Raw genomic sequence first — 23,070 nt, forward strand, 5'->3', positions numbered from 1 at the left:
AGCTTTAAGCTTTTTTGTTGAGCATTTTAATCGCAATCGTAAATAACACCCCTTCAAAGATAGCCGCCATGAGCAACGCGTAGTAGGTGTTTTGCGAGATCGCTTGCGCTTTTAAGCCCACTGCTGCGGTGGTTACTAAAAAAGTTAAAGGCATAGAAGCCCCTAAAGCGAATGAAAACAAATGCTTAGCTTCTTTAAAGTATTTGCGCCACAATAAGGTTGAAGTGATCAAGTGCAAACTTAACATCGCTATGACAATCAATATCCCTTGGAGAATCAAATGCGGGTTTAAAAACACTAATTTTAAGTCTAAAGTAGAGCCTACATGGATGAAAAACAAAGGCACAAAAAACCCAAAACCCACATCATTGAGCTTGTGGATCAATTCTGATTTATGAGGGAAAAAAGTAGAAACGACTAACCCCGCCAAAAACGCCCCTAAAACCATTTCTATTTTGAGCCACACCACGATCGCAACTAGTGAAAAAAAGAGCATGAGCGAAAAACGCACATCTTGGTTAAACTGACTGCTTTTAGGCATCACAAAAAGCTTTAAATGCGGGAACCACCAAAACAAAGTCTTAAAGATTTGAAACGCCACGATAATTAAGATTAAAAAAACAATGAGAATGCCTAAATCTTTAATCAAATCCATGCCCAAACCATGCGAATACACCCCATCCACGACCACCAAACCAAAAATGCTTAATAATTCCCCAATAACGCCCACTTTCAAAACCAAATCAAGCCACAAAATCTCTTTACGATAATCTTTGACTAAAGTCATGATCATGCCCAAACTAATAATAGGGAAAATCACCATGAAAATAGGCTCTAAATTAAGGCTAAAAGTAAGGATGAACGAAAGCGTGTATAAAATCAACAGATAAGCAAAAATGCGTTTTAAAAGAGAAACCCCTAATTTTTTAAACAAATAAATCTCTACTTCCAAACCGCATAAAAACATTAAAAATAAAAAGCCAATCTCAGACATGATTTCAAAGCCCTTGGTTGGCTCAATAAAACCCACATACGCCCCAACAGACCCAAATAAAATCTCCACAACCGTGATAGGCAAACGAGAGATTCTAGACATATAAGGGGCCATCACAATTAAAAGCATAATGAGCGCAAAAGTGAAAAATTCTGCATGCATGTCTTAATTTTACCTTATTTATTGATTAAGTTAGCGATAGGGTTTTTCTCTTTATAAGTGGTAAAAACCCCTTTTTTGATTTCATAATAAGTTACCCCTAACGCTACTAAAAACGCTAAAAATTGCGCAATAGGGTAAGTTACCCAAACGCCATTAATCCCATAAAAATAACTTAAAATCGGCAATAGAATAACTATAAACCCCAGCGTGTGTGAAAGGGTGATGATAAACGAACTTTTAGCGCGTTGGATGGATTGGAAAAACACCGCGCACAACAAAGTCATGCCTAAAAAAACATAGCCAACATAATAAATATTCATCGCCCTTTTAGTTTCTTGCATAAAGAGAGGGTCTTGTTCGCTTGGCTGCAAATAAAGCTTGATTAAAAATTCATCTAAGAAATAATAAGCGCCATAGAAAACAATCCCTATACAAAACGCCACTTTCAAACCAAAAACAAACACCTCTTTCACGCGCTCTAATTTTCTAGCCCCATAGCTAAAGCTCGCAATCGGTTGGATGCCTTGAGAAATCGCAAATAAAGTCGTAAAAAAGATAATCGCATTATACATAACGATCCCATACATGCTCACAAATCTTTCCCCTGCAGTGTGCATGATAGCGGTATTAAACAACAAAATCATAATAGAAGCGCTAAATTCTGCCGTGCTTTGAGGCACGCCACTTTTGGCTGAAGAAATGACTGAAGACAAAGAAAAACGCTTGATGAAATACAATTGCCCTTTTTTGCGCAAAAAATGCTGCATTAAGACTAAAACCCCTATCGCATGCCCTATCACGGTGGCTATCGCACTGCCTTGAACCCCCACTTCCAAAACAAAAATAAACAAGTAGTTGAAAAAGATATTCGCTAACGAGCCAATCAGCATCGCTACCATCGCTAAAATGGGGCGTTTGTCATTCACCACAAAAACATCCGCCAAAGGGTGCAAAACCATAAAAACCGCGCCCATTAAAATGATTTCAATGTAGCGTTTGGACATGCTCAATAAAGCGTCATTGCTCCCAAAAAGGCGCGCGATAGTTTCGCTAAAAGGCAATAACGCCATGCTCAAAATAAAGACGCTTATAGCGACAAAATAAAACACGCTGCTAAACACAAGCCTAGCCCTATGGGTTTTATTTTGACCCAAAAAATACCCCACAATACTCGCTGCCCCAAAACCAAAAAGCAATTCATACGCCACCAACGCCGGGAAAATAGGCCATGCGATATTGACCGCAGCGATAGCTTCTTTACCCAGTTTCTTGCCCACAAACATGCCATCTATCATAGAGTAAGTGGAAAGTGAGATCATAGAAAAAGCTAAAGGGATAAAATAATAAAAAAAGAGCTTCCTAATAGAATCTTTATGCAAATCAATCTTTTTTTTTAGCATTTAAACCACACATTAAAATTTATGACAAATTTTTCTATTTTAACATAAAAAGAAAGACAATCTGTCCGTTAGCGCACTTAGATTTAAGCAGTATCATTAAATTTTAAAAAATGGTTTTTAGCGCAAAAGGGATTTTCTTTATTGGGCTAATCCTTTTAACGCTCTTTATGTTTTTTTAAACTTTATCGTAATGAATCTAAGCCAAAACAGTGCCAACAACCCTAAAGCCCCACCCACAAAGCCAATATACCCTAGCCCTAATTGGTGAATCACAATACTGCCAAATAACGCTCCTGCCCCAATCCCCACATTATAGCTCCCCGAATAAATCGCACTCGCAACATCCGTGGCATCTGGCGCGAGTTGCAACACCCTCATTTGCAAGGAAATCCCAAGCGAAGTGATCCCAATCCCCCATAAGAAAATTTGCAAGAAAACCACCCACTCTGAATTTTTAAACACAAAAAGTAAGAGTTGCGGGCAAATGACTAAAACCATTGCAAAAGCGATAAATTTTCTTGAATTTTTCGCATACAAACGGCCGAATAAAAAACTCCCCACCACGCCTGCTAACCCAAACACAAACAGCATTAGTGTCGTAATGTCAGGGGAAAATTGGCTGATTTGAATGATAAAAGGCTCAATATAGCTATAAGTGGTGAAATGCCCAGAAATAACCATGATCACAAGCAAATAAATCCCCATTAAAAGCGGTCGTTTGACTAATACAGGAAGGCTAGATAGAGTGCCTGCGTTTTTACTCGGCAAAGGCGGGAGCGATTTATACATCAGCAACGCTATAAGAGTCGCAACGCCCCCAATCACGCCAAAAGTGGAGCGCCAATCTAGCATTTGCCCAATGATTCTCCCAAGCGGCAACCCTAAAATCATCGCCAACGAACTCCCTAGCGCCAATAACCCCAAAGCTTGCTGTTTCCTGCCGATGGGCGCGACACGAATGACTAAAGAAGCCGTAATGGACCAAAACACTGAGTGGGCTAAAGCGATTCCAGCGCGAGAAATCAGTAACACCCAAAAATTCCACGCTAACGCTGAAAGGATATGGCTGAGAATGAAAAGGGCAAAAAGGAAAAGCAATAAGCGTTTCCTTTCAATTTTAGCGCTAAGTAGCATCAAGGGCAATGATCCAAGAGACACCAGCCACGCATAAAGAGTGATCATAAGCCCCACTGTTGCACTCTCCATTTCAAAACTTTTTGCAATGTCTGATAGAAGCGCAACAGGGACAAACTCCGTGGTGTTAAAAATAAACGCCGAAAGCGAAAACACAAAAACCCGCATCAAGGCGAGTTTTTTATACGATTGTTTGGTTATCATCATTTAAATCTTAAGAGGTTAAATTTTATTCAATTTGAAAACTTGTAGTATAAGACAAAAATTTTAATCGCTTATAAATTGGGGGCTGGTTAAAACAAATATTTCCGCTCCATAGGCGCATTAATTTAAGGGAGTTGTTACTATATAAAACAGAATTTAAAATCATTTCTAACTTTTAACCAATCTATTTTTTGTAACTGCGGTCATTGTTGATTAAGCGCTAGAATTAGCCCATTGCTTTTTAATATTTTAGAATTTTAGAACAAAGGATAATTAAAATGAAAAAAACTTTTTTGATCGCTTTAGCGTTAGCCACTTCTCTTATAGGCGCTGAAAACACCAAATGGGATTATAAAAACAAAGAAAATGGCCCGCACCGCTGGGACAAATTGCACAAAGATTTTGAAGTGTGCAAAAGCGGTAAAAGCCAATCGCCCATCAATATTGAGCATTACTACCACACGCAAGATAAAGCCGATTTGCAATTCAAATACGCCGCTTCTAAACCTAAAGCGGTCTTTTTCACCCACCACACTTTAAAAGCTTCGTTTGAACCGACTAACCACATCAATTATAGAGGGCATGATTATGTGTTGGATAATGTACATTTCCACGCCCCTATGGAATTTTTAATCAATAATAAAACCAGGCCTTTGAGCGTGCATTTCGTACATAAAGACGCTAAAGGGCGTTTGTTGGTGTTAGCGGTAGGTTTTGAAGAAGGGAAAGAAAACCCCAACCTTGATCCTATTTTAGAAGGCATTCAAAAGAAACAAAATTTTAAAGAGATAGCTTTAGACGCTTTCTTACCTAAAAGCATCAATTACTACCATTTTAACGGCTCTCTCACCGCTCCTCCTTGCACAGAAGGGGTGGCATGGTTTGTCATAGAAGAGCCTTTGGAAGTCTCTGCCAAACAATTAGCTGAAATCAAAAAACGCATGAAAAATTCGCCCAACCAACGCCCCGTCCAGCCTGACTACAACACCGTAATCATTAAAAGCTCAGCTGAGACCCGCTAAAGACCCGATAAAATGAAAACTCTCTCTTTATAAAGAGGGAGATAAAAATTATTCTAATAAAACAACGCCAAAAATTGCAACCGCTTGTATTTTGTGAAACGCTCAAACGCTAAAGACGATTGGGATCCCTACTAAGGAGTTTAAAAAAAGCTCTGTTCTAATTGGGTAACATAGAGTTTTTAAAATACCATAAATAAGCTAAAACGATTTTATGGTATTCTTATTTTTCTTATGCCTACATCCTTTTACTATAACCATAACCCGCTTTTTCTGCTTTTTTCTCGGTATTGGCAACTACTTTTATTTCTTTATTAATATCAGCAAATATTTTTTGAACGAACAAAAGGCTTTGAGAGGTTGAAAGGTGGGCTTGTGGGTCTGTTTTTAAATGTCTCATTTCAAGCATTTTAGCTTGAGCTTTAGAGCGTATTTTTAGATTTTCTTTTTGCCATTCTTCTATAGCGTTAAAATCTCTAGGATCTAGTTCTAAATAAGCGATAGAACTTGGTTTATAAAAATCCACTTGTCTAGCGATAGCTTTTTGTGAATAGGGCAGAGATTCCAGCTCTTTTTGCAAATAAGCTATAAGCTCTTGCGCTTTTGATCCTCTTTGAGAGCGGGGTTGTTTAGAGTTTGGGAGGTGTTTTGGCTGGATAGGGGTTTGATTGGTTTTTGCAGGTTTAGGGGTTTTGCATTCAGCTTCTACTTCTATAGCACCACCCTTAATTCCTGCTTTTTTAATAAAGAATTGATTATGTTTTTCTTGGCAATTTTGTTCTGCGTATTTAATGAAATCTTTCTGTGTATTAATTGTCTTTTGTTTTTCTTGTTCTGTCTTTTGTTTTTCTTGTTCTGTCTTTTGTTGTTCTTGTTCTGTCTTTTGTTATTCTTGTTCTACTTTTATTTGGTTATTAGTCTCTATATTGCTTGTCTTTTGTTGTTCTTGTTCCAGTCCTATCCCACTCTTGTTCGCTCTATCCCTAGCATTTTCAGCTTCCTTTTGAGTTTCAGCCACTTCCTTTTTGGATTGGTCATCAGCAAAACACACATTCATAAGCATGGCCGTTATCGTTGTTACACCTATTGCTGAATTAAACCATGAGTTAGGATGCGTTTTTAAATAATCATCTGCAGTCTTAACATTCCCGCATATCCAATCGCTTTTTTTAATTTGTTTTTTTATCGAGTCTTTTATCGCCTCCCAAAAAGCAATCCCCATTACAGACACTCCCACATTCTTAAAAACTTTCTTTTCTTTTGCCGTTTTTCCTAACTTCATCATCATTGTTGCAAGCATTACTAAAACCCTTATAATAGGCATTTAAATCCTTTCAAAAAAACAATCTCACTTTTCAAAATCTTATTATTGTAGTGTATATAGCCATATTTAACCGCTATTAAACAATTGGTTTGAAAAATTGTAAGGGTCAATCCAATCAGATTTTTCTAATCCATTCCAATAAAACTTGATACAAGTTTTCTTTATACCTTAAACTCACACCCTTTTAAAGGGAATAATAGGCAATAACTCGCTAGCTAAACATTCACTCTCTGCTTGAGTGTAAGCCTTTCATTCCTTTTGACCTACCAAATATTAGCATTTCTCTCAATCAAGCCTTGAGAAATTCAATTACACCCTTATTTAACATCGCAAGCCTAGTAACTTAAAGCTCTTTTTTAGAGATTGGGTTAGATTGATCCTTATCCTTAATTCAAGTGCATGCACATTCATCTTTGTTATCTTTGAGCGAACTCAAGCGTTCTTAATGTAATGCAGAGCGATTTTGAGCGCGTTGGTGGCTGCCCCCACTCTTAATTGATCCGCCACGCAAAAGCCGTGCAAAGTTTTCTTATCAAACAAATCCTTCCTCAAGCGCCCAATAAAGGTGCTATCCGTGTTGCTCGCTTTTAAGGGCGTGGGGTAGAGATTATGGCTAGGATCATCGCAAACAACCACGCTAGGGGCGTTTTTTAAAACTTCATAGACTTCTTTAAGATCGAATTCTTTTTCAAAAGCGATACTCAAACTCTCGCTATGACTCCTCAATACCGGCACGCGCACGCAAGTCGCGCTGATAGGGAAATTTACGCCCATGATTTTATGGGTTTCATGCACCATTTTTAGCTCTTCTTTCGTGTAACCATTCTCATTAAAAGTATCAATATGAGCGATCGCATTGAAAGCGATCGGATAAGGGAAAGCCCCAGCTTGCAAGATTTGGCTTAAATCAATAGCGGGATCTTTTTCCAAACATTCTAAAGCGGTTTTTAACTCATTTTTTAAACTCTCTATACCCTTATTCCCTGCCCCACTCACGGCTTGATAGGTGCTAACAATCACGCTTTTTATCTTAAAATGGAGGTGTAAGGGGTTTAAGATTTGCGTCATTTGAATGGTAGAGCAATTAGGGTTAGCGATGATATTTAAAGGAGCGTTAAAGATTTCTTTAGCGTTGATTTCAGGCACGACTAAAGGCACATCTTTATGCAATCTAAAAAAGCTCGTGTTATCAATCACTAAGGCCGTTTTTGAAGCGCTTATAGCAAATTCTTCGCTCACGCTCCCCCCAGCGCTAAAAAAGGCGATGTCTATTCTTTCTTTTTCAAAAACTTCATGCGTGGTTTCTAAAATTTCATAGTCTTTATTGAAAGCTTTGATCTTTTTACCGGCACTCCTAGCGCTAGCGAGCGGGACAAATTTTTTAATCGGGAAAAAAGAATTTTCTAAACCCTTAATCAGCTCTTGGCCTACCGCCCCACTAGCCCCGACAATAGCAACATTATAAGTCTTCATTGTTTTCTCCAATGATTTCAAGGGCTTTTAAAAAACTCAAACAATTCAACTGCATGCCTGAATGCATGTTTTTTAGGCTTAAGGTTTCGCTTTTAAATTCTTCTTCGCCAATGACAGCCACAAACTCATGCCCCCTATGGTTAGCATAAGAAAAGGGTTTTTTGATTTTTTGAGCTTCTGGATAGACTTCGCTAAAAATCCCGCTTTGCCTTAAAGACTCCGCTAAGCGGTTTGCATAAGAAAAATACTCTTCATGCATGCAAGCGATTAAGACTTTGGCTTGGGTGGAACGCTCGTCTAATAATTGCATTTCACTCAAAGCCACAATCAATCGATCAATCCCAATAGAAGCCCCCACCCCTTGTAAATTCTCTTTAGAAAAATTTTTAGTCAAATGATCGTAACGACCCCCTGAACACACACTCCCTAAAGACTTCATGCCATTAAGCGTGGTTTCATACACAATCCCTGTATAATACCCTAATCCCCTAGCGATAGAAAAATCAATTTTATACAGGTTTTGAGAAATTTGTAAATCCCCTAGCAACTGGTATAGCCTTTCTAAATCCTGTATGCCCTTTTTTAGATTTTCATTATAGTCTTTCAAATAAGCAATTTTTTCAAAAAATTCCGCATGGCTTAAATCGTTTTGTTTGATTTGAACCATTTCTAAAAGCTTTTTAATGGTGTTTAAATCCAAATCGCACTCTTTTTTTAATTCTTCTTCAACCCCATTCAGGCCAATTTTTTCCAATTTATCCACAATGCGCAACGCTTCATTCACTTGAGAAACGCCAAAATATTCGCATATCCCGTTCAAAATTTTTCTGTGGTTGATAGAGACGCAAAAATCTTCTAAATCCAAAGCTTTCAAGGAAGCGATAATCACTTGAATGATCTCAGCATCGCACACCAAGCTTTCGCTCCCTATAAAATCAAAATCGCATTGCGTAAATTCCCTGTAACGCCCTTTTTGCGCCCTTTCGCCCCTAAAGACATTGCCTATAGCGTAGCGTTTAAAGGGCATGCCTAGCGTTTGGTGGTGCAAAGAAACAAAGCGGGCTAATGGCACGGTCAAATCAAACCTTAAAGCCACATCCCTATCCCCATGGTCTTTAAAACGATAAATTTCTTTTTGAATATCACTGCTCGCATCAGGCAATAATACTTCAGCGTATTCCAAATGAGGGGTTTCAATCGGCACAAAACCAAAACTTTGAAACACGACTGAAACTTTAGAAAGTAACTGGGCTTTTTGCATCGCATCTTTAGGCAAGCGGTCTTTAAACCCGCTCAACACTTTAGGGGTAATCATTCCATTTCCTTGTATTTGTATGCTAAAATTTTAGCTTAAAATCTTTAAAAAAGGGCTATTGATGAGCGTAAATGCGCCCAAACGCATGCGTATTTTATTGCGTTTGCCTAATTGGTTAGGCGATGGGGTGATGGCAAGCTCGCTTTTTTACACCCTTAAACACCACTACCCTAACGCGCGTTTTATCTTAGTGGGCCCGCAAATGACTTGCGAACTTTTCAAAAAAGATGAAAAAATAGAAGCCGTTTTTATAGATGACACCAAAAAATCCTTTTTCAGGCTACTAGCCACTCACAAACTCGCTCAAAAAATAGGGTGTTGCGATATAGCGATCACTTTAAACAACCATTTTTATTCCGCTTTTTTGCTCTATGCGACAAAAACGCCCGTTCGTATCGGTTTTGCTCAATTTTTTCGTTCTTTGTTCCTTAGCCATGCGATAATTTCTGCCCCTAAAGAGTATCATCAAGTGGAAAAGTATTGCTTTTTATTTTCGCAATTTTTAAAAAAAGAATTGGATAGAAAAAGCGTTTTACCCTTAAAACTGGCCTTTAACCTCCCCACTCACACCCCAAACACCCCTAAAAAAATCGGCTTTAACCCTAGCGCAAGCTATGGGAGCGCTAAAAGATGGCCAGCTTCTTATTACGCTGAAGTTTCTGCTGTTTTGTTAGAAGAAGGGCATGAAATTTATTTTTTTGGGACTAAAGAAGACGCTATCGTTTCTGAAGAAATTTTAAAACTCATTAAAGGCTTATTAAAAAACCCCTTATTATCCAATAACGCTTACAATCTGTGCGGGAAAACAAGCATTGAAGAATTGATAGAGCGCATCGCTATTTTAGATTTATTCATCACTAACGATAGCGGTCCTATGCATGTGGCTGCTAGTGCACAAACCCCCTTAATCGCTCTTTTTGGCCCCACTGATGAAAAAGAAACTCGCCCCTATAAAGCTCAAAAAACGATCGTATTGAACCACCATTTAAGCTGTTCGCCCTGCAAGAAACGAGTTTGCCCCTTAAAGAATGAAAAAAACCATTTGTGCATGAAATCTATCACTCCCCTTGAAGTCTTAAAAGCCGCTCACACTCTTTTAGAAAAGCCTTAAACGCCTTTTATGCGCTTTTTTAAAGAACACAGCCGTATTGACAAAATTCTAGCTAGTATATAAAAGATTCAAACTTCACTTTTAAAGGTGTAAGAAGAGCGATAAATCCTATCAAGGGTTTTTAAAAAAATGGTAAGAAAAATTATAGAATAGTATCTAAAGAAGCGTTTTTAAAAACGCTTCTTTAGAGTCAAAGCCATTAGACCACTGAGTTTTTAGGTTTTTTGGCGTCTTTTTTATCTTTGTGAGCGTATGCAGAACTCACAGCCAAAACTGATAATAAAACACCTGTCAAGATTTGCTTTTTCATACGAAAACTCCTTATGATGATCTTAAAAGCGAGAGAATTATATTTCTCAAAAGTAAACGAATAGAAACCAATAGAATTTTCACTAAGAAATTTGCAGATTGCGTTTTGTTATATAAAAACGCCTGGGAGCAATCAGCCATTTTTCTTAAAAAATAAAAACGCTCAAAAGCGTTTTTTAAGATTGAAGACAAAAAAGCTTGTTATTAGTCAAGCGGAATTTCTTAATAATGCGATCTTATGGGCGTTAAGAAGAAAAGTTATTTCAAAATACCCCCTATCCCTTGAAAAAATGAGTCTTAAATAAACTTAAGAAAGTGAAACCGCCCCTTTCTAAAGAAAGAAGCTTCCTAACTAAAGCATTCCATTGAATGCTAACACGAAAGGCTTTGTTCTTTATAGTCTGTATGGATATTTCCTACCCCAAAAAGACTAGAGCTATTTTAATCTCTTTTAGCTAAAATATAGCCTAATGGCTATGCACCTATATTGCACCTTAAAAGATAGAGTTTTTCGCGCTGTTGGGATAAACTTTACTATAAAGCAAAGCAACCAAAACCCCATTTTTAAAAAATTAAAAAATTTTAGTTACTCCTGTTTGACAATAGAGTCAAGAATCAATTTTATAGCAAGAAAGGTAATTAGAGAGATAAAAAGGGTTAAAAACCCTCAAAAAAGTCTTTTTTAAATCCAAAAGAGAAAAAGTTTAAAGACTACCTACAACACCCTCTCACAAGAGAGCGTTATAATCAAATCAACCCTTGCGTTTTTCTACAATTTCCTTAGCGATATTGCTAGGCACTTCACCATAATGATCAAACTCCATAGAGTAAGTCCCACGCCCTTGAGTGGCTGATCGTAAATCCGTAGAATAACCAAACATTTCCACCAACGGCACGAAAGCGTTCACGATTTTCAAGCCTAATCGGTCATCCATAGAATTGATTTGCCCTCTTCTTCTATTCAAATCGCCAATCACATCGCCCATGTATTCTTCAGGGACTTCCACTTCCACTTTCATCATAGGCTCTAGTAAAACCGGGTTAGCCGCACGACTCGCTTCTTTAAACGCCATAGAGCCAGCGATTTTAAACGCCATTTCTGAAGAATCCACATCATGGTAGCTCCCATCATAAAGGGTAACCTTAAAATCCACCACCGGATAGCCTGCCAAAACGCCATTTTGCATCGCTTCTTGGATACCCTTATCCACCGCAGGGATATATTCTTTAGGGATCACGCCCCCAGAAATTTCATTCACGAATTCATACCCACTGCCAGGCTCTTTAGGCTCAAGCTTGATAAACACATGCCCGTATTGCCCACGACCACCGCTTTGCTTAGCGTATTTATGCTCTTTGCTCACGCTTGAGCGGATAGTCTCTCTAAAGGCGACTTGCGGCTGACCGATTTCAGCTTCCACCTTAAATTCTCTTTTTAATCTATCCACGATGATTTCTAGGTGCAATTCACCCATGCCACCAATAAGGGTTTGCCCGGTTTCTTCTTGAGTCATCACCCTAAAGCTTGGATCTTCTTCAGCAAGCTTGCCTAACGCCACGCCCATTTTTTCTTGGTCTGCTTTCGTTTTAGGCTCCACAGCGATGTGAATGACTGGCTCAGGAAATTCCATCCTCTCTAAAACGACAGCATTCTTTTCATCGCAAAGCGTGTCCCCAGTCAGCGTGTCTTTTAAGCCCACAAACGCGCAAATCTCGCCCGCATAAACTTCTTTAATGTCTTCTCTCTTATTGGAGTGCATTTTAAGGAGTCTTCCCACGCGCTCTTTTTTGTCTTTGGTGGAGTTATACACATAGCTACCGGACTCTAGATTGCCACGATACACGCGCACAAAAGTGAGTTGGCCCACAAAAGGATCCGTCATGATTTTAAACGCCAAACCGGCAAACTCGCCATCATCGCTGGATTTCACAAAAACCTCTTCTTCAGTTTTTGGATCAATCCCCTTAATATCCACAACCTCCGTAGGCGCTGGCAAGTAATCAATGACTGCATCCAATAAAGTCTGCACGCCTTTATTTTTAAAAGAAGAACCACAAAGCATAGGGACAAGGCTCATGTTCAAACAACCTGTTTTAATGCCTTTTTTGATTTCTTCAACACTCAATTCTTCACCGCCTAAATACTTTTCCATTAAGGCTTCATCTTGCTCGGCTACGGCTTCTACAAGCTTTTCTCGGTATTGTTTAGCCTTTTCTAACAAATCGCTAGGGATTTCTTCCACATCGTATTTGGCTCCCATGGTTTCATTATTCCAAACAATCGCTTTCATTTGGACCAAATCAATCACGCCAATGAAAGTGTCTTCAGCCCCAATAGGGATATTAATAGGCACAGGATTAGCTTTCAAGCGAAGCTTAATCTGGTTTTCTACATTATAGAAATTCGCCCCAATCCTATCCATTTTATTGACAAAAACAATCCTAGGCACGCCGTATTTATTCGCTTGACGCCACACGGTCTCGCTTTGAGGCTGCACGCCCCCAACCGAGCAAAACACCGAAACCGCGCCATCTAGAACGCGCATGGATCGCTCCACTTCAATAGTGAAATCCACATGCCCTGGAGTGTCAATCAAATTGATTTGGTGATCCTTCCAAAAGCAAGTCGTTGCCGCAGAAGTGATCGTGATCCCTCTTTCTTTTTCTTGCTCCATCCAATCCATTGTCGCCGCGCCGTCATGCACCTCGCCAATCTTATGGCTCACGCCTGTATAGAATAAAATCCTTTCAGAAGTGGTGGTTTTCCCGGCATCAATGTGAGCGGCGATACCGATATTCCTAATCCTATTTAATGGGGTTTTTCTAGCCATTCTAACTCCAATTACCAGCGATAGTGTGCGAACGCTTTATTCGCTTCTGCCATTTTATGCACATCTTCTTTTTTCTTAAAAGCTGCACCCTTATCGCTAGCCGCATCCATAAGCTCATTAGCCAATCTATCCACCATCATTCTTTCATTGCGTTTTCTGGTCGCTTCTAAAATCCAACGAATAGATAGCGACTGCTGGCGACTCGCTCTCACTTCTACGGGCACTTGATAGGTAGCCCCACCCACTCTTCTGCTACGCACTTCCACTAAAGGACGCACTCTTTCTAGGGCTTTTTCAAACACTTCAATCCCTTTTTCACCGCTTTTTTCTTCAATCTTATTAAAAGCTTTGTAGATGATTTTTTCCGCTACGCTTTTCTTGCCGTCATACATCATCTTATTGATAAACTTCGTAACCACTTTGTTCCCATAAACAGGATCGCCCAAAACCTCCCTAACGGGTGCTTTTCTTCTTCTCATGTTTTTGTTTTCCTCTTATTTTTTTTTGTTGTCGGTTGCTTTCTTGTCGGTTGCTTTAGCTTTTTTAGTCCCATATTTAGAGCGTGAAACCGTTCTTTTATTGACCCCTGCAGTGTCTAAAGCGCCACGAACGATGTGGTATTTCACACCGGGTAAATCCTTAACCCTACCCCCACGCACTAACACAATGGAGTGTTCTTGCAAGTTATGCCCTTCACCAGGGATATAACTGATCACTTCAAATTTACTGGTCAGACGGACCTTAGCGACCTTTCTTAAAGCCGAGTTAGGCTTTTTAGGGGTAGTCGTATAAACCCTAGTACAAACCCCTCTTCTTTGAGGGCATTCCACTAATGCAGGTGATTTCGTTTTTTTAACCACCTTTTTCCTTTCTTTTCTAATCAACTGATTGATAGTAGGCACTATTTTTCCTTATTCTAAAAATTTAAAACTAAAAGTTCTCCCATTTTACCCTAATTTTTCTTTTAAAAATCTTAACCGATTTTTTTGTCAAAATTTAGGGTCATCTTCAAGCGTTCTTAACACGATTTTTTTATTCTTATACATGCCCGTTCCCACAGGGATCATCCTCCCCAACACCACATTCTCTTTCAAGTCTTCTAAAAAGTCTTTTTTCATAGCGATACTGGCTTCTGTTAAAACTTTAGTCGTTTCTTGGAAAGAGGCCGCTGAAATGATGCTATCGCTCCCAATAGCTGCTCTGGTGATCCCTAAAAGCACCGGTTCAGCAATCGCAGGCTCGCCTTTTAAAGCGATCACACGAGCGTTTTCTTCTTTGAAGAGTTTTTTACTGACTAAATCCCCTTCAATAAACTTGCTATCCCCGCTGTCTAAAATACGCACTTGCCTTAGCATTTGAGAAACAATGATTTCAATGTGCTTGTCCGCAATGCTTACCCCCTGCCTGCGATACACTTGCTGAACTTCGCTCACAATGTATTTATAAAGCTCTTTTTCGCCGCTGATCCTTAAAATATCATGGCTTGAAACCACGCCATCCGTCATCGCTTCTCCCGCATGCACAAATTCATCAGCATGCACTAAAATTTGCTTGCCCTTATCCACAAAATAATCCATGGGACGGCCATCTTTAGAAGTTACAATGATGTGTTCTTTATTGCGAATGGGTTTGCCAAAACTCACAATCCCATCAACTTCAGAAAGGATCGCCACATCTTTAGGCTTGGGTTTTCTCGCTTCAAAGAGTTCCGAAACCCTTGGGAGACCCCCGGTAATATCCCTGGATTTAACGGTCGCTTTAGGGATTTTCGCTAACACTTCAGCCTGCTCCACGCTAGAGCCATCAATAATAGCGATAGAAGTTTTTGGCTCTAGGAAATAACGCACCTCTTCGCCATTGATCCCCTCTAAAAACAAGCTTGGTTTGTATCCGCTTGGAATGTAATCATTCACCACTAAGCTTGTAATGCCGGTATTTTCGTCTTCTTTTTCAGCGACCGTAACCCCTGCGATAATATCCACAAAACCCACCTTACCTTTAAAGTCCGCAATGATAGGGGTGTTGTAAGGATCCCATGTGGCAATCGTTTTGAAAGTGTTGGTCGTGGGTTTAGAAATCACGCTATTAGCGCTCACTTCACTATTATCATCAATCAAGATCTCAGAACCCCTAGCGATATAATGGCGAGCGGCTTCCCTACCATTATCATCGGCTATCACCGCAAACAAGCCTTTTTCGCTCACAATATCGCCCTTTTTGATCCCATGAGTGCGCTCTAAATGATTAGCCTCTAAAACATAGTATTTGATTGCACCTTTTTCTTTGGCATACACATCTTGCGCAATAGGGTCATTATCCTTGACTAGCAATTCGCTCGCATAAGGGATGCGATTAGGCACATTCCAGCCCTCTTGGATAATATCAGCGATACTTCCCCCCTTATGCACCTTATGCCCACTAGCATAAGGCAAATACACTTTCCCCTCAATCTTACCGCCAACGCCGGCCAATTCGCTTGGCTTGACAATATCGCTTCTTCTTAAAACAAATTTAGCTTCTTGATCGCCATTTTTCACGCTCACAACGACTTCTTCATAGACCGTTTCAATGCGTAATTCCCCATCAAAAGGCGCTTTAATCTTAGGCTCTACCACTAAAATAGAAGCGTTACGGCGGTTAGCGATAATGTTTTTACCCTCTTTATTCGTGTAAGTCCTAAGGTTGTAGAAACGCACAAAACCTTCTTTACTCGCTACAATTTCGCACTCATCCTGACTCCTACTCGCTGTCCCGCCCACATGGAAAGTCCTTAAAGTGAGCTGCGTTCCAGGCTCCCCAATAGATTGCGCGGCTACCACGCCCACCGCTTCACCCGGATAACTCATCTTGCCTTCGCCCAAATTCAAACCATAGCATTTCGCGCACACGCCCTTTGGTGCTTTACAAGTTACTGGGGTGCGGATCGTAATGGATTTAATCCCGGCTTCAACCACCTTTTTAGCGCCCTCTTCATCAATCAAAGTGTCCGCATAAAGCAAGATTTCATTCGTAATGGGATCGATCACATCTTCTAATAAAACGCGCCCAAAAATACGCTCTTCTAGAGGTTCAATCAGCTCACTCCCCACCGCAATATCCGTGATTTCAATCCCTTCATGCGTGCCGCAATCATCAGACACCACCTTGACATTTTGCGAAACATCAATGAGCTTTCTTGTCAAATACCCCGCATTGGCGGTTTTTAGCGCTGTATCCGCTAAGCCCTTTCTAGCGCCATGCGTGGAGTTAAAGTATTCTAAGACATTCAACCCCTCTTTAAAGTTAGAAATAATGGGCGTTTCAATGATACTGCCATCTGGCTTTGTCATAAGACCCCTCATCGCTGAAAGCTGACGGATTTGCGCCGCACTACCCCTTGCACCGCTATCTGCCATCATATAAATAGAGTTAAAGCCCTCTTTATCTTGCGCGATAGCGCTCATCATTTCTTTACTCATTTTGTCATTGACTTCAGTCCAAGTGTCAATGATCTTATTGTAACGCTCTTGGTCAGTGAGCAGCCCTTGATCGTATTGTTGCTGGATTTTTTTAACCTCTACTTTGGCTTTTTCCACCATTTTTTGCTTGTCTTTTGGCGTGATAATATCCTCCATAGAGATAGAAATACCAGCCTTAGTCGCATACCTAAAGCCAAGCGCTTTCAAATTATCCAAAAAGGTTGCAGTAATGCCGATACCGCCGACTTTATGCACATAATCCACAAGCACGCCAATATCTTTTTTCTTCATGGGTCTGTTCCACAAATCCGTAGGGATAAAATCAGGCAAAATAGACTTAATAATCATGCGCCCCGCGCTCGTAGCGATAATATTCCCTTGATCTAAAACCCTAATCTTTGCGTGGATGTCTAATTCTTTCGTGTCAATAGCGGTGATGATTTCATTCACGCTAGAAAAAAGCTTATGCTCGCCCTTGACCCCACTCTTTTCTAAAGAAAGATAATAAAGCCCTAAAACCATATCCTGGCTAGGAATGGCTACGGCTTTACCGCTAGCGGGTAAAAGGATATTCATAGAGCTTAGCATGAGCACCTTGCATTCAGCGATCGCTTCCTGGCTTAAAGGCACATGCACCGCCATTTGATCCCCGTCAAAATCGGCGTTGAACGCTGAACACACTAACGGGTGCAATTGGATCGCTTTGCCGTCAATCAGCTTTGGATGGAACGCTTGAATGGATTGCTTGTGCAAGGTAGGAGCGCGGTTGAGTAGCACCGGATACCCCTCTGTGATTTCTTGCAAGCACTCCCACACTTCATTGCTTTTTTGCTCAATCATGCGTTTAGCTTGTTTGAGCGTGGTGGCATAGCCCCTCTCTTCAAGCTTGGATAACAAATGCGGTTTGAAGAGTTCTAACGCCATGTTTTTAGGCAACCCGCATTCATCCATTTTAAGATTAGGCCCAACCACAATCACGCTTCTGCCTGAAAAATCCACGCGCTTACCTAAAAGGTTTTGCCTGAAACGCCCTTGCTTGCCTTTAATGATCTCGCTGAGCGATTTTAAAGGGCGTTTGTTAGCCCCTTTAACCGCATTGGTGCTACGGCCGTTATCAAAAAGCACATCCACGGCTTCTTGCAACATCCTTTTTTCGTTGCGCACAATGATTTCTGGCGCCCCAAGCTCCATTAGGCGTTTCAAGCGTTGGTTACGATTGATGACACGACGATACAATTCATTCACATCGCTGACCGCAAACTTCCCACCATCTAGCGCGACTAAAGGCCTTAAATCTGGTGGCAATACCGGTAAAACCGTGAGCATCATCCATTCGGGCCTGTTACCAGAATTTAAAAAGCTTTCTACCACTTTCAAACGCTTAATGAGTTTTTTCTTTTTCGCATCAGAATTAGTGTCTTTCACTTCTTCTTTCAAACTCTGCAATAAGGTGATCAAATCAATTTCTTCTAACAAATCCTTGATCGCTTCGCCGCCCATTTGCGCTACAAAGCCCCTGTCTTCGTATCTTCGTGAGATATTTTGATACTGCTCTTCATTCAAAATATCGTATTTCATCACAAGCTTAGTGCCTTCATTGTCATAAGCGGCTTCGCCTGGCTCTTTAACGATATAAGCTTCATAATACAACACGCGCTCTAAGTCTTTCATCTTAACGCCTAAAAGCGTGCCGATACGGCTAGGCAAGGAATTGACATACCAGATATGCGCTACAGGAGTGGCCAATTCAATATGCCCCATTCTAAAACGCCTGACTTTGGAGTGCGTGATCGCCACGCCGCATTTTTCGCATGTGCCAATGTCTTTGAAGCGAGGCTTTTTGTATTTACCGCACAAGCATTCATAATCTTTAGTAGGGCCAAAGATTTTCATGCAAAACAAGCCGTCTCGTTCAGGTTTTAGGGTGCGGTAATTGATCGTTTCTGGCTTTTTAACTTCCCCATAGCTCCAAGAATGGATTTTTTCAGGGCTGGCTAAAGTGAGCTGGAAAGAACTAAAGTCTTTAGGCCTGTCATCTTCTTTAATGACAATGGGTTTAGGTGCTCCATCTTCATCCACATCGTCCCCAAAAATATTAATATCCAAAGCGAGCGATTGCAATTCTTTAGTCAAGACATAGAAAGTCTCAGGGATTTCGCTCTCGCCCACTTGCTCACCTTTAGCGATAGCCCTATAAGCGTTCTCTCTGCCTCTAATATCATCGGATTTAATGGTAAGCATTTCTTTTAGAGTGTGCGCTGCGCCATAAGCTTCCAAGGCCCACACTTCCATTTCCCCAAACCTTTGACCCCCAAAGAGCGCTTTACCCCCCACAGGCTGGTGCGTTACCAAGCTATAAGGGCCTGTGCTTCTGGCATGGACTTTTTCATCCACTAAATGGTGGAGTTTGATCATATACATATAGCCCACATTCACGCGCTCCCTCATTTTCTCGCCTGTGCGCCCATCATACAGATCCATTTTGCCATCCATAGCGATCTTGGCTAATTCAAATAGCTTATAAAATTTTTCTTGCGAGATGCCTTCAAACACAGGGATAGCCATCTTAACGCCCTTGCTCCAATCTTTTGCGTATTCCAAAAGCTCTTCATCAGAACAACTCTCAAGAACATGGATTGTCAAGGGGTCTTTTTCATTAATGGCGTTAGCGATTTCTAGCATTTTAGCGCGCAATTCTTTGGCAAAATCTTTGGTTTTATCCTCTAGCATGCTAGCGATTTGCTTCCCAAATTCTTTCCCCACTAAGCCTAAATGCATTTCTAAAATCTGCCCGATGTTCATGCGGCTTGGCACGCCTAAAGGGTTTAAGACAATATCCACAGGCTCGCCATCAGCGGTATAAGGCATATCTGCAACCGGCACGATATTAGACACAATCCCTTTATTCCCATGCCTTCCTGCCATTTTATCGCCCACTTTAAGCTTCCGTTTTGTAGCGATATAGAGCTTGACTTTTTTGATCACGCCATTAGGCAAAATATCATCTTTTTCTAAAATAGAAAGCTTTTCTTCATGCTCTTCGCCCAAGACTTTTTTTTGCTCTAAGAAATTGCTTTTAGTGATTTCATAGAGGTTTTGCACTTCTTTAGAATACTTTTTCACCAAACTAGCCAAAATGAAGCGGTTGATTGAAGCGATTTCTTCTTTAGGGATTTGATCGCCTTCTTTATAATCCTTACCATTATGGCTGAAAGGCTCTTCTAAAATCGCTTGAGAAAGGAGCGAGCTAACGCGCAACAATTCTTCTCTATTGAGCATGGTCAAGCGGTCAAAATGCTCCATATCAAGCTTGGCTTTTTCTTCTTCATACGCGCTCAAAACCCGTGCGTCTTTCTCATAGCCTTTTTTAGTGAAGACTTTCACATCAATCACCGTGCCTTCCAAACTGGGGGGGCAATACAAACTCTTATTGACCACATGCCCGGCTTTATCCCCAAAAATAGCCCTTAAAAGCCGCTCTTCAGGCGTGCTTTTAATCTCGCCTTTAGGAGAAGCCTTACCCACTAAAATCATGCCAGCGCTCACATAGGTGCCTACTTTAACGATCCCGCTTTCATCAAGATGAGCGAGTGCTTCTTCTTTCACATCAGGAATATCAGCGGTAAATTCTTCCACGCCATGCTTAAGCTCCCTGGCATCCACTTCTTTTTCATAAATGTGGGTGGAAGTAAAAATATCATCTTTAGTGATGCGCTCACTCACCACGATGGCGTCTTCAAAGTTATAGCCATTCCAAGGCATGAACGCCACGCGCACATTTTTCCCTAACGCCAACTCGCCTCTATCCATGCTAGGGCCATCAGCGATGATTTGCCCGGCTTCCACTTTATCGCCCACTTTAACGATAGGGATTTGATTGAAACTGGTGTTTTGGTTGGTGCGCAAGTTTTTTTGCAAAGAATACGCATCAATATAGGCTTCTTCTTTGCCTTCGCCTAAAATATAAATATTTTTAGAATCAATTTTTTCTACAACGCCTGCACGATTGGCTTTGATCGCTCCCCAAGAATCCCTAGCGATAATTTTTTCAATCCCTGTGCCTACAATAGGAGCGTCGCTTCTTAATAACGGCACCGCTTGGCGTTGCATGTTAGTCCCCATTAAGGCACGGTTGGCGTCATCATGCTCTAAGAAAGGGATGAGCGATGCGGCGACCCCTACTAGCATGCTAGAGCTTAAATCCATTAAGGTTACTTTGCTTTTTTCGTTTAAAATAATCTCGCCTTCCACACGCGTTTCAATCAAATCGCCTAAAATATTGCCCTCTTCATCAATGGGGGTGCTTGCGGGAGCGATGATGTGGCTGTCTTCTTGAATAGCGGTCAAATAAATCGTCTCACCCACTACCTTGCCATCCACAACCTTTTTATAAGGGGCTTCAATAAAGCCTAAATCATTCACTCTCGTGAAAGTGGAAAGGGTGTTGATCAAACCGATATTTTGACCTTCTGGGGTTTCAATGGGGCAAATTCGACCATAATGCGTGGGATGCACATCCCTAGCTTCAAACCCTACTCTGTCTTTCACCAATCCCCCTTCACCGAGCGCTGAAAGGCGGCGTTTGTGCGTAACCTCACTCAAGGGGTTAGTTTGATCCATGAATTGCGAGAGCTGGCCGCCCATGAAAAATTCCATAATGGTGCTTGTGATCATTTTAGAATTGACCAAGTCATGGGGCATGAGCGAATCAAAAGCCCCGCTCATGGTAGTGAGCTTGTCTTTAATGGTCTTTTGCATTTTCACTAAGCCTGAATGCAATTCATTGGCTAGTAATTCCCCTACCGCTCTAATCCTACGATTGCCCAAGTGGTCTCTGTCATCAATCTTGCCCTGATTGTTTTTGATTTTCATGAGGTATTTAACGGTGGTGATAATATCTTCATGCGTTAAAGTCGTGATGTAATCAGGCACATGCAAGCCTAACTTGTGATTCATTTTCATGCGCCCCACCATGGTCAAATCATAGCGTTCAGGGTCAAAGAAAAGTTTTTTGACAAATTGCTTAGCCACTTCAGTCGTAACAGGATCGCCTGGTTTCATAACCTTATGGATACGAATCGCCGCTAGAGCGTTTTCATCATCAATCTTTTCAGTTTGCTTGAGCAATTTTAAAGACTCATAATCGGCCAAAAAAGAATGGATAATGGAAGCGTCATGCCCTAAAGCCAGATCGTTGATGATCACAAATTCTTGCACGCCTAAATCGTGGATTTTTTCCAATCTGTTTTTATCTAGCTGAGTGAGCATGTCCAATATGACTTCTTTCCCCACCATAACAGGCTCAGCTAAATGACGATTGATTAAAATATCCATAGGGTATTCCACCCATTCTAAATGGTTTTCTTTAAGCTCTTTAATCTTTCTTGAAGTGAGCTTTTTACCCGCTAAAAGAATGATCTTGCCTTGCGGATCTTTCAAGTCAAATTCCATTCTTTGATTGGCATCTAATGAAGCAAACGGGATCAAATATTTATCGTTTTCGTAACGCACTTTAACAAGCGGATAGAACATTTTAATGATGTCTTGTTTTTGATAATCCATCGCCCTGAATAAAATGGTAACAGGCACTTTACGGCGTTTGTTGATACGAGCATACAAAACATCTTTAGAATCGTATTCAAAATACAGCCACGAACCCCTATCAGGGATGATTTGCCCTGTGTAAATGAGCTTGTTTAAAGAAGTGCTGGACTCCTCTTCTTTAAAAATCACACCGGGGCTTCTGTGGAGCTGATTGACCACCACGCGCTCCACCCCATTGATAATAAATGAAGTGCGTTCTGTCATCAAAGGGATCTCACGAATGAAAATGCTTTGTTCTTTAATATCCTTGATACCGTTCTTTTCGCCACTTTTGGTGTCTTTTTCCCACAAGATCAAGTGCACTTTAATTTTGAGGGGGATAGAGTAGGTAATACCCCTCTCCATCGCTTCTCTAACAGTGTATTTAGACTTGCCAAATTCACAACCCGCATACTCTAAAGTGATGCGGTTATGCTCATCTTGGATAGGAAAAATGGATTTAAAAACCTTTTCAATCCCGCTCTCTTTGCCATCTTTGGAATACAAGAAAGAATCATAGCTGTCTCGTTGTAATAATAATAAATTAGGAACTTCTAAATCTGTCGGGGTTTTTGTAAAATCAGCTCTCAAGCGGTTTTTTAGGGGAATTTTTTTTGACATATTTCAAGCCTTTGATCAAAAATTTTGAGTTATTTAATGCATTAATTCAAGTAAGCATTGCAAAAGGATCTTTAAACTTTAAAACCATCCATGATAAAAATACCAAACCCACCTGCAATACTAACCACTTTA

12 protein-coding genes and 1 pseudogene are annotated in these 23,070 nt (G+C 40.6%); 3 read left to right on the forward strand and 10 right to left on the reverse strand.

Annotated features, from left to right (window positions below):
- Nucleotides 1-4: 4 nt before the first annotated feature.
- The 3 genes from DBU79_RS02160 to DBU79_RS02170 form a co-directional block, all read right to left on the reverse strand.
- Nucleotides 5-1,156: a cation:proton antiporter gene (locus DBU79_RS02160; protein WP_000542870.1), complete on the reverse strand. Its 1,152-nt coding sequence runs from the start codon at nt 1,154-1,156 to the stop codon at nt 5-7.
- Between the two features lie 14 nt (nt 1,157-1,170).
- A complete protein-coding gene (locus DBU79_RS02165) occupies nt 1,171-2,535 on the reverse strand; it encodes an HP1184 family multidrug efflux MATE transporter (RefSeq protein ID WP_229764001.1) in 1,365 nt (454 codons plus the stop codon).
- Between the two features lie 186 nt (nt 2,536-2,721).
- A complete protein-coding gene (locus DBU79_RS02170) occupies nt 2,722-3,897 on the reverse strand; it encodes a sugar transporter (protein WP_154411415.1) in 1,176 nt (391 codons plus the stop codon).
- Between the two features lie 275 nt (nt 3,898-4,172).
- Here DBU79_RS02170 and DBU79_RS02175 point away from each other — a divergent pair, with 275 nt between their 5' ends.
- Entirely contained in the window at nt 4,173-4,916 is a 744-nt protein-coding gene (locus DBU79_RS02175) for a carbonic anhydrase (RefSeq protein WP_134890364.1), read from the forward strand.
- A gap of 235 nt (nt 4,917-5,151) precedes the next feature.
- Here DBU79_RS02175 and DBU79_RS02180 read toward each other — a convergent pair.
- The 3 genes and pseudogenes from DBU79_RS02180 to hisS all read right to left on the reverse strand — a co-directional run bounded on the left by DBU79_RS02180 (nt 5,152) and on the right by hisS (nt 9,025).
- A pseudogene (locus DBU79_RS02180) lies at nt 5,152-6,237 on the reverse strand (DUF874 family protein).
- A gap of 432 nt (nt 6,238-6,669) precedes the next feature.
- Entirely contained in the window at nt 6,670-7,710 is a 1,041-nt protein-coding gene (asd, locus tag DBU79_RS02185; protein WP_154411416.1) for an aspartate-semialdehyde dehydrogenase, read from the reverse strand.
- Nucleotides 7,697-9,025 (reverse strand): histidine--tRNA ligase, encoded by a 1,329-nt coding sequence (gene hisS / locus DBU79_RS02190; RefSeq protein WP_154411417.1) that lies wholly within the window; start codon nt 9,023-9,025, stop codon nt 7,697-7,699. Before hisS ends, asd begins: the two co-directional genes overlap by 14 nt.
- 61 nt (nt 9,026-9,086) lie before the next feature.
- Here hisS and waaF point away from each other — a divergent pair, with 61 nt between their 5' ends.
- Both waaF and DBU79_RS07885 read left to right on the forward strand, forming a co-directional pair.
- Complete coding sequence (gene waaF / locus DBU79_RS02195) at nt 9,087-10,136, forward strand: lipopolysaccharide heptosyltransferase II (RefSeq protein WP_154411418.1); 1,050 nt, start codon at nt 9,087-9,089, stop codon at nt 10,134-10,136.
- A 401-nt stretch (nt 10,137-10,537) separates the two neighbouring features.
- Nucleotides 10,538-10,750, forward strand: a complete 213-nt coding sequence (locus DBU79_RS07885) for a hypothetical protein (protein WP_229764002.1) — start codon at nt 10,538-10,540, stop codon at nt 10,748-10,750.
- Nucleotides 10,751-11,197: 447 nt separating this feature from the next.
- Here the strand turns inward: DBU79_RS07885 and fusA are convergent, their stop codons facing one another.
- The 4 genes from fusA to DBU79_RS02215 all read right to left on the reverse strand — a co-directional run bounded on the left by fusA (nt 11,198) and on the right by DBU79_RS02215 (nt 22,938).
- On the reverse strand, nt 11,198-13,276 hold the full coding sequence (gene fusA, locus DBU79_RS02200; protein ID WP_000101843.1) for an elongation factor G: 2,079 nt from the start codon (nt 13,274-13,276) through the stop codon (nt 11,198-11,200).
- 11 nt (nt 13,277-13,287) lie between these two features.
- Complete coding sequence (gene rpsG / locus DBU79_RS02205; RefSeq protein ID WP_001254365.1) at nt 13,288-13,755, reverse strand: 30S ribosomal protein S7; 468 nt, start codon at nt 13,753-13,755, stop codon at nt 13,288-13,290.
- A 15-nt stretch (nt 13,756-13,770) separates the two neighbouring features.
- Nucleotides 13,771-14,178, reverse strand: coding sequence for a 30S ribosomal protein S12 (gene rpsL, locus DBU79_RS02210; protein ID WP_001142321.1), 408 nt, complete (start codon nt 14,176-14,178; stop codon nt 13,771-13,773).
- 87 nt (nt 14,179-14,265) lie between these two features.
- Entirely contained in the window at nt 14,266-22,938 is an 8,673-nt protein-coding gene (locus DBU79_RS02215) for a DNA-directed RNA polymerase subunit beta/beta' (protein WP_154411419.1), read from the reverse strand.
- Nucleotides 22,939-23,070 lie beyond the last annotated feature (132 nt).

Source organism: Helicobacter pylori, assembly GCF_009689985.1.
GTDB lineage: Bacteria > Campylobacterota > Campylobacteria > Campylobacterales > Helicobacteraceae > Helicobacter > Helicobacter pylori_CG.

Excerpts from the sequence above, each read along its gene's own strand:
- DBU79_RS02160 (WP_000542870.1), bottom strand. The coding sequence starts at position 1,156 with ATGCATGCAGAATTTTTCACTTTTGCGCTCATTATGCTTTTAATTGTG.
- DBU79_RS02170 (WP_154411415.1), bottom strand. The coding sequence starts at position 3,897 with ATGATGATAACCAAACAATCGTATAAAAAACTCGCCTTGATGCGGGTT.
- DBU79_RS02175 (WP_134890364.1), top strand. The coding sequence starts at position 4,173 with ATGAAAAAAACTTTTTTGATCGCTTTAGCGTTAGCCACTTCTCTTATA.
- asd (WP_154411416.1), bottom strand. The coding sequence starts at position 7,710 with ATGAAGACTTATAATGTTGCTATTGTCGGGGCTAGTGGGGCGGTAGGC.
- hisS (WP_154411417.1), bottom strand. The coding sequence starts at position 9,025 with ATGATTACCCCTAAAGTGTTGAGCGGGTTTAAAGACCGCTTGCCTAAA.
- waaF (WP_154411418.1), top strand. The coding sequence starts at position 9,087 with ATGAGCGTAAATGCGCCCAAACGCATGCGTATTTTATTGCGTTTGCCT.
- fusA (WP_000101843.1), bottom strand. The coding sequence starts at position 13,276 with ATGGCTAGAAAAACCCCATTAAATAGGATTAGGAATATCGGTATCGCC.
- rpsG (WP_001254365.1), bottom strand. The coding sequence starts at position 13,755 with ATGAGAAGAAGAAAAGCACCCGTTAGGGAGGTTTTGGGCGATCCTGTT.
- DBU79_RS02215 (WP_154411419.1), bottom strand. The coding sequence starts at position 22,938 with ATGTCAAAAAAAATTCCCCTAAAAAACCGCTTGAGAGCTGATTTTACA.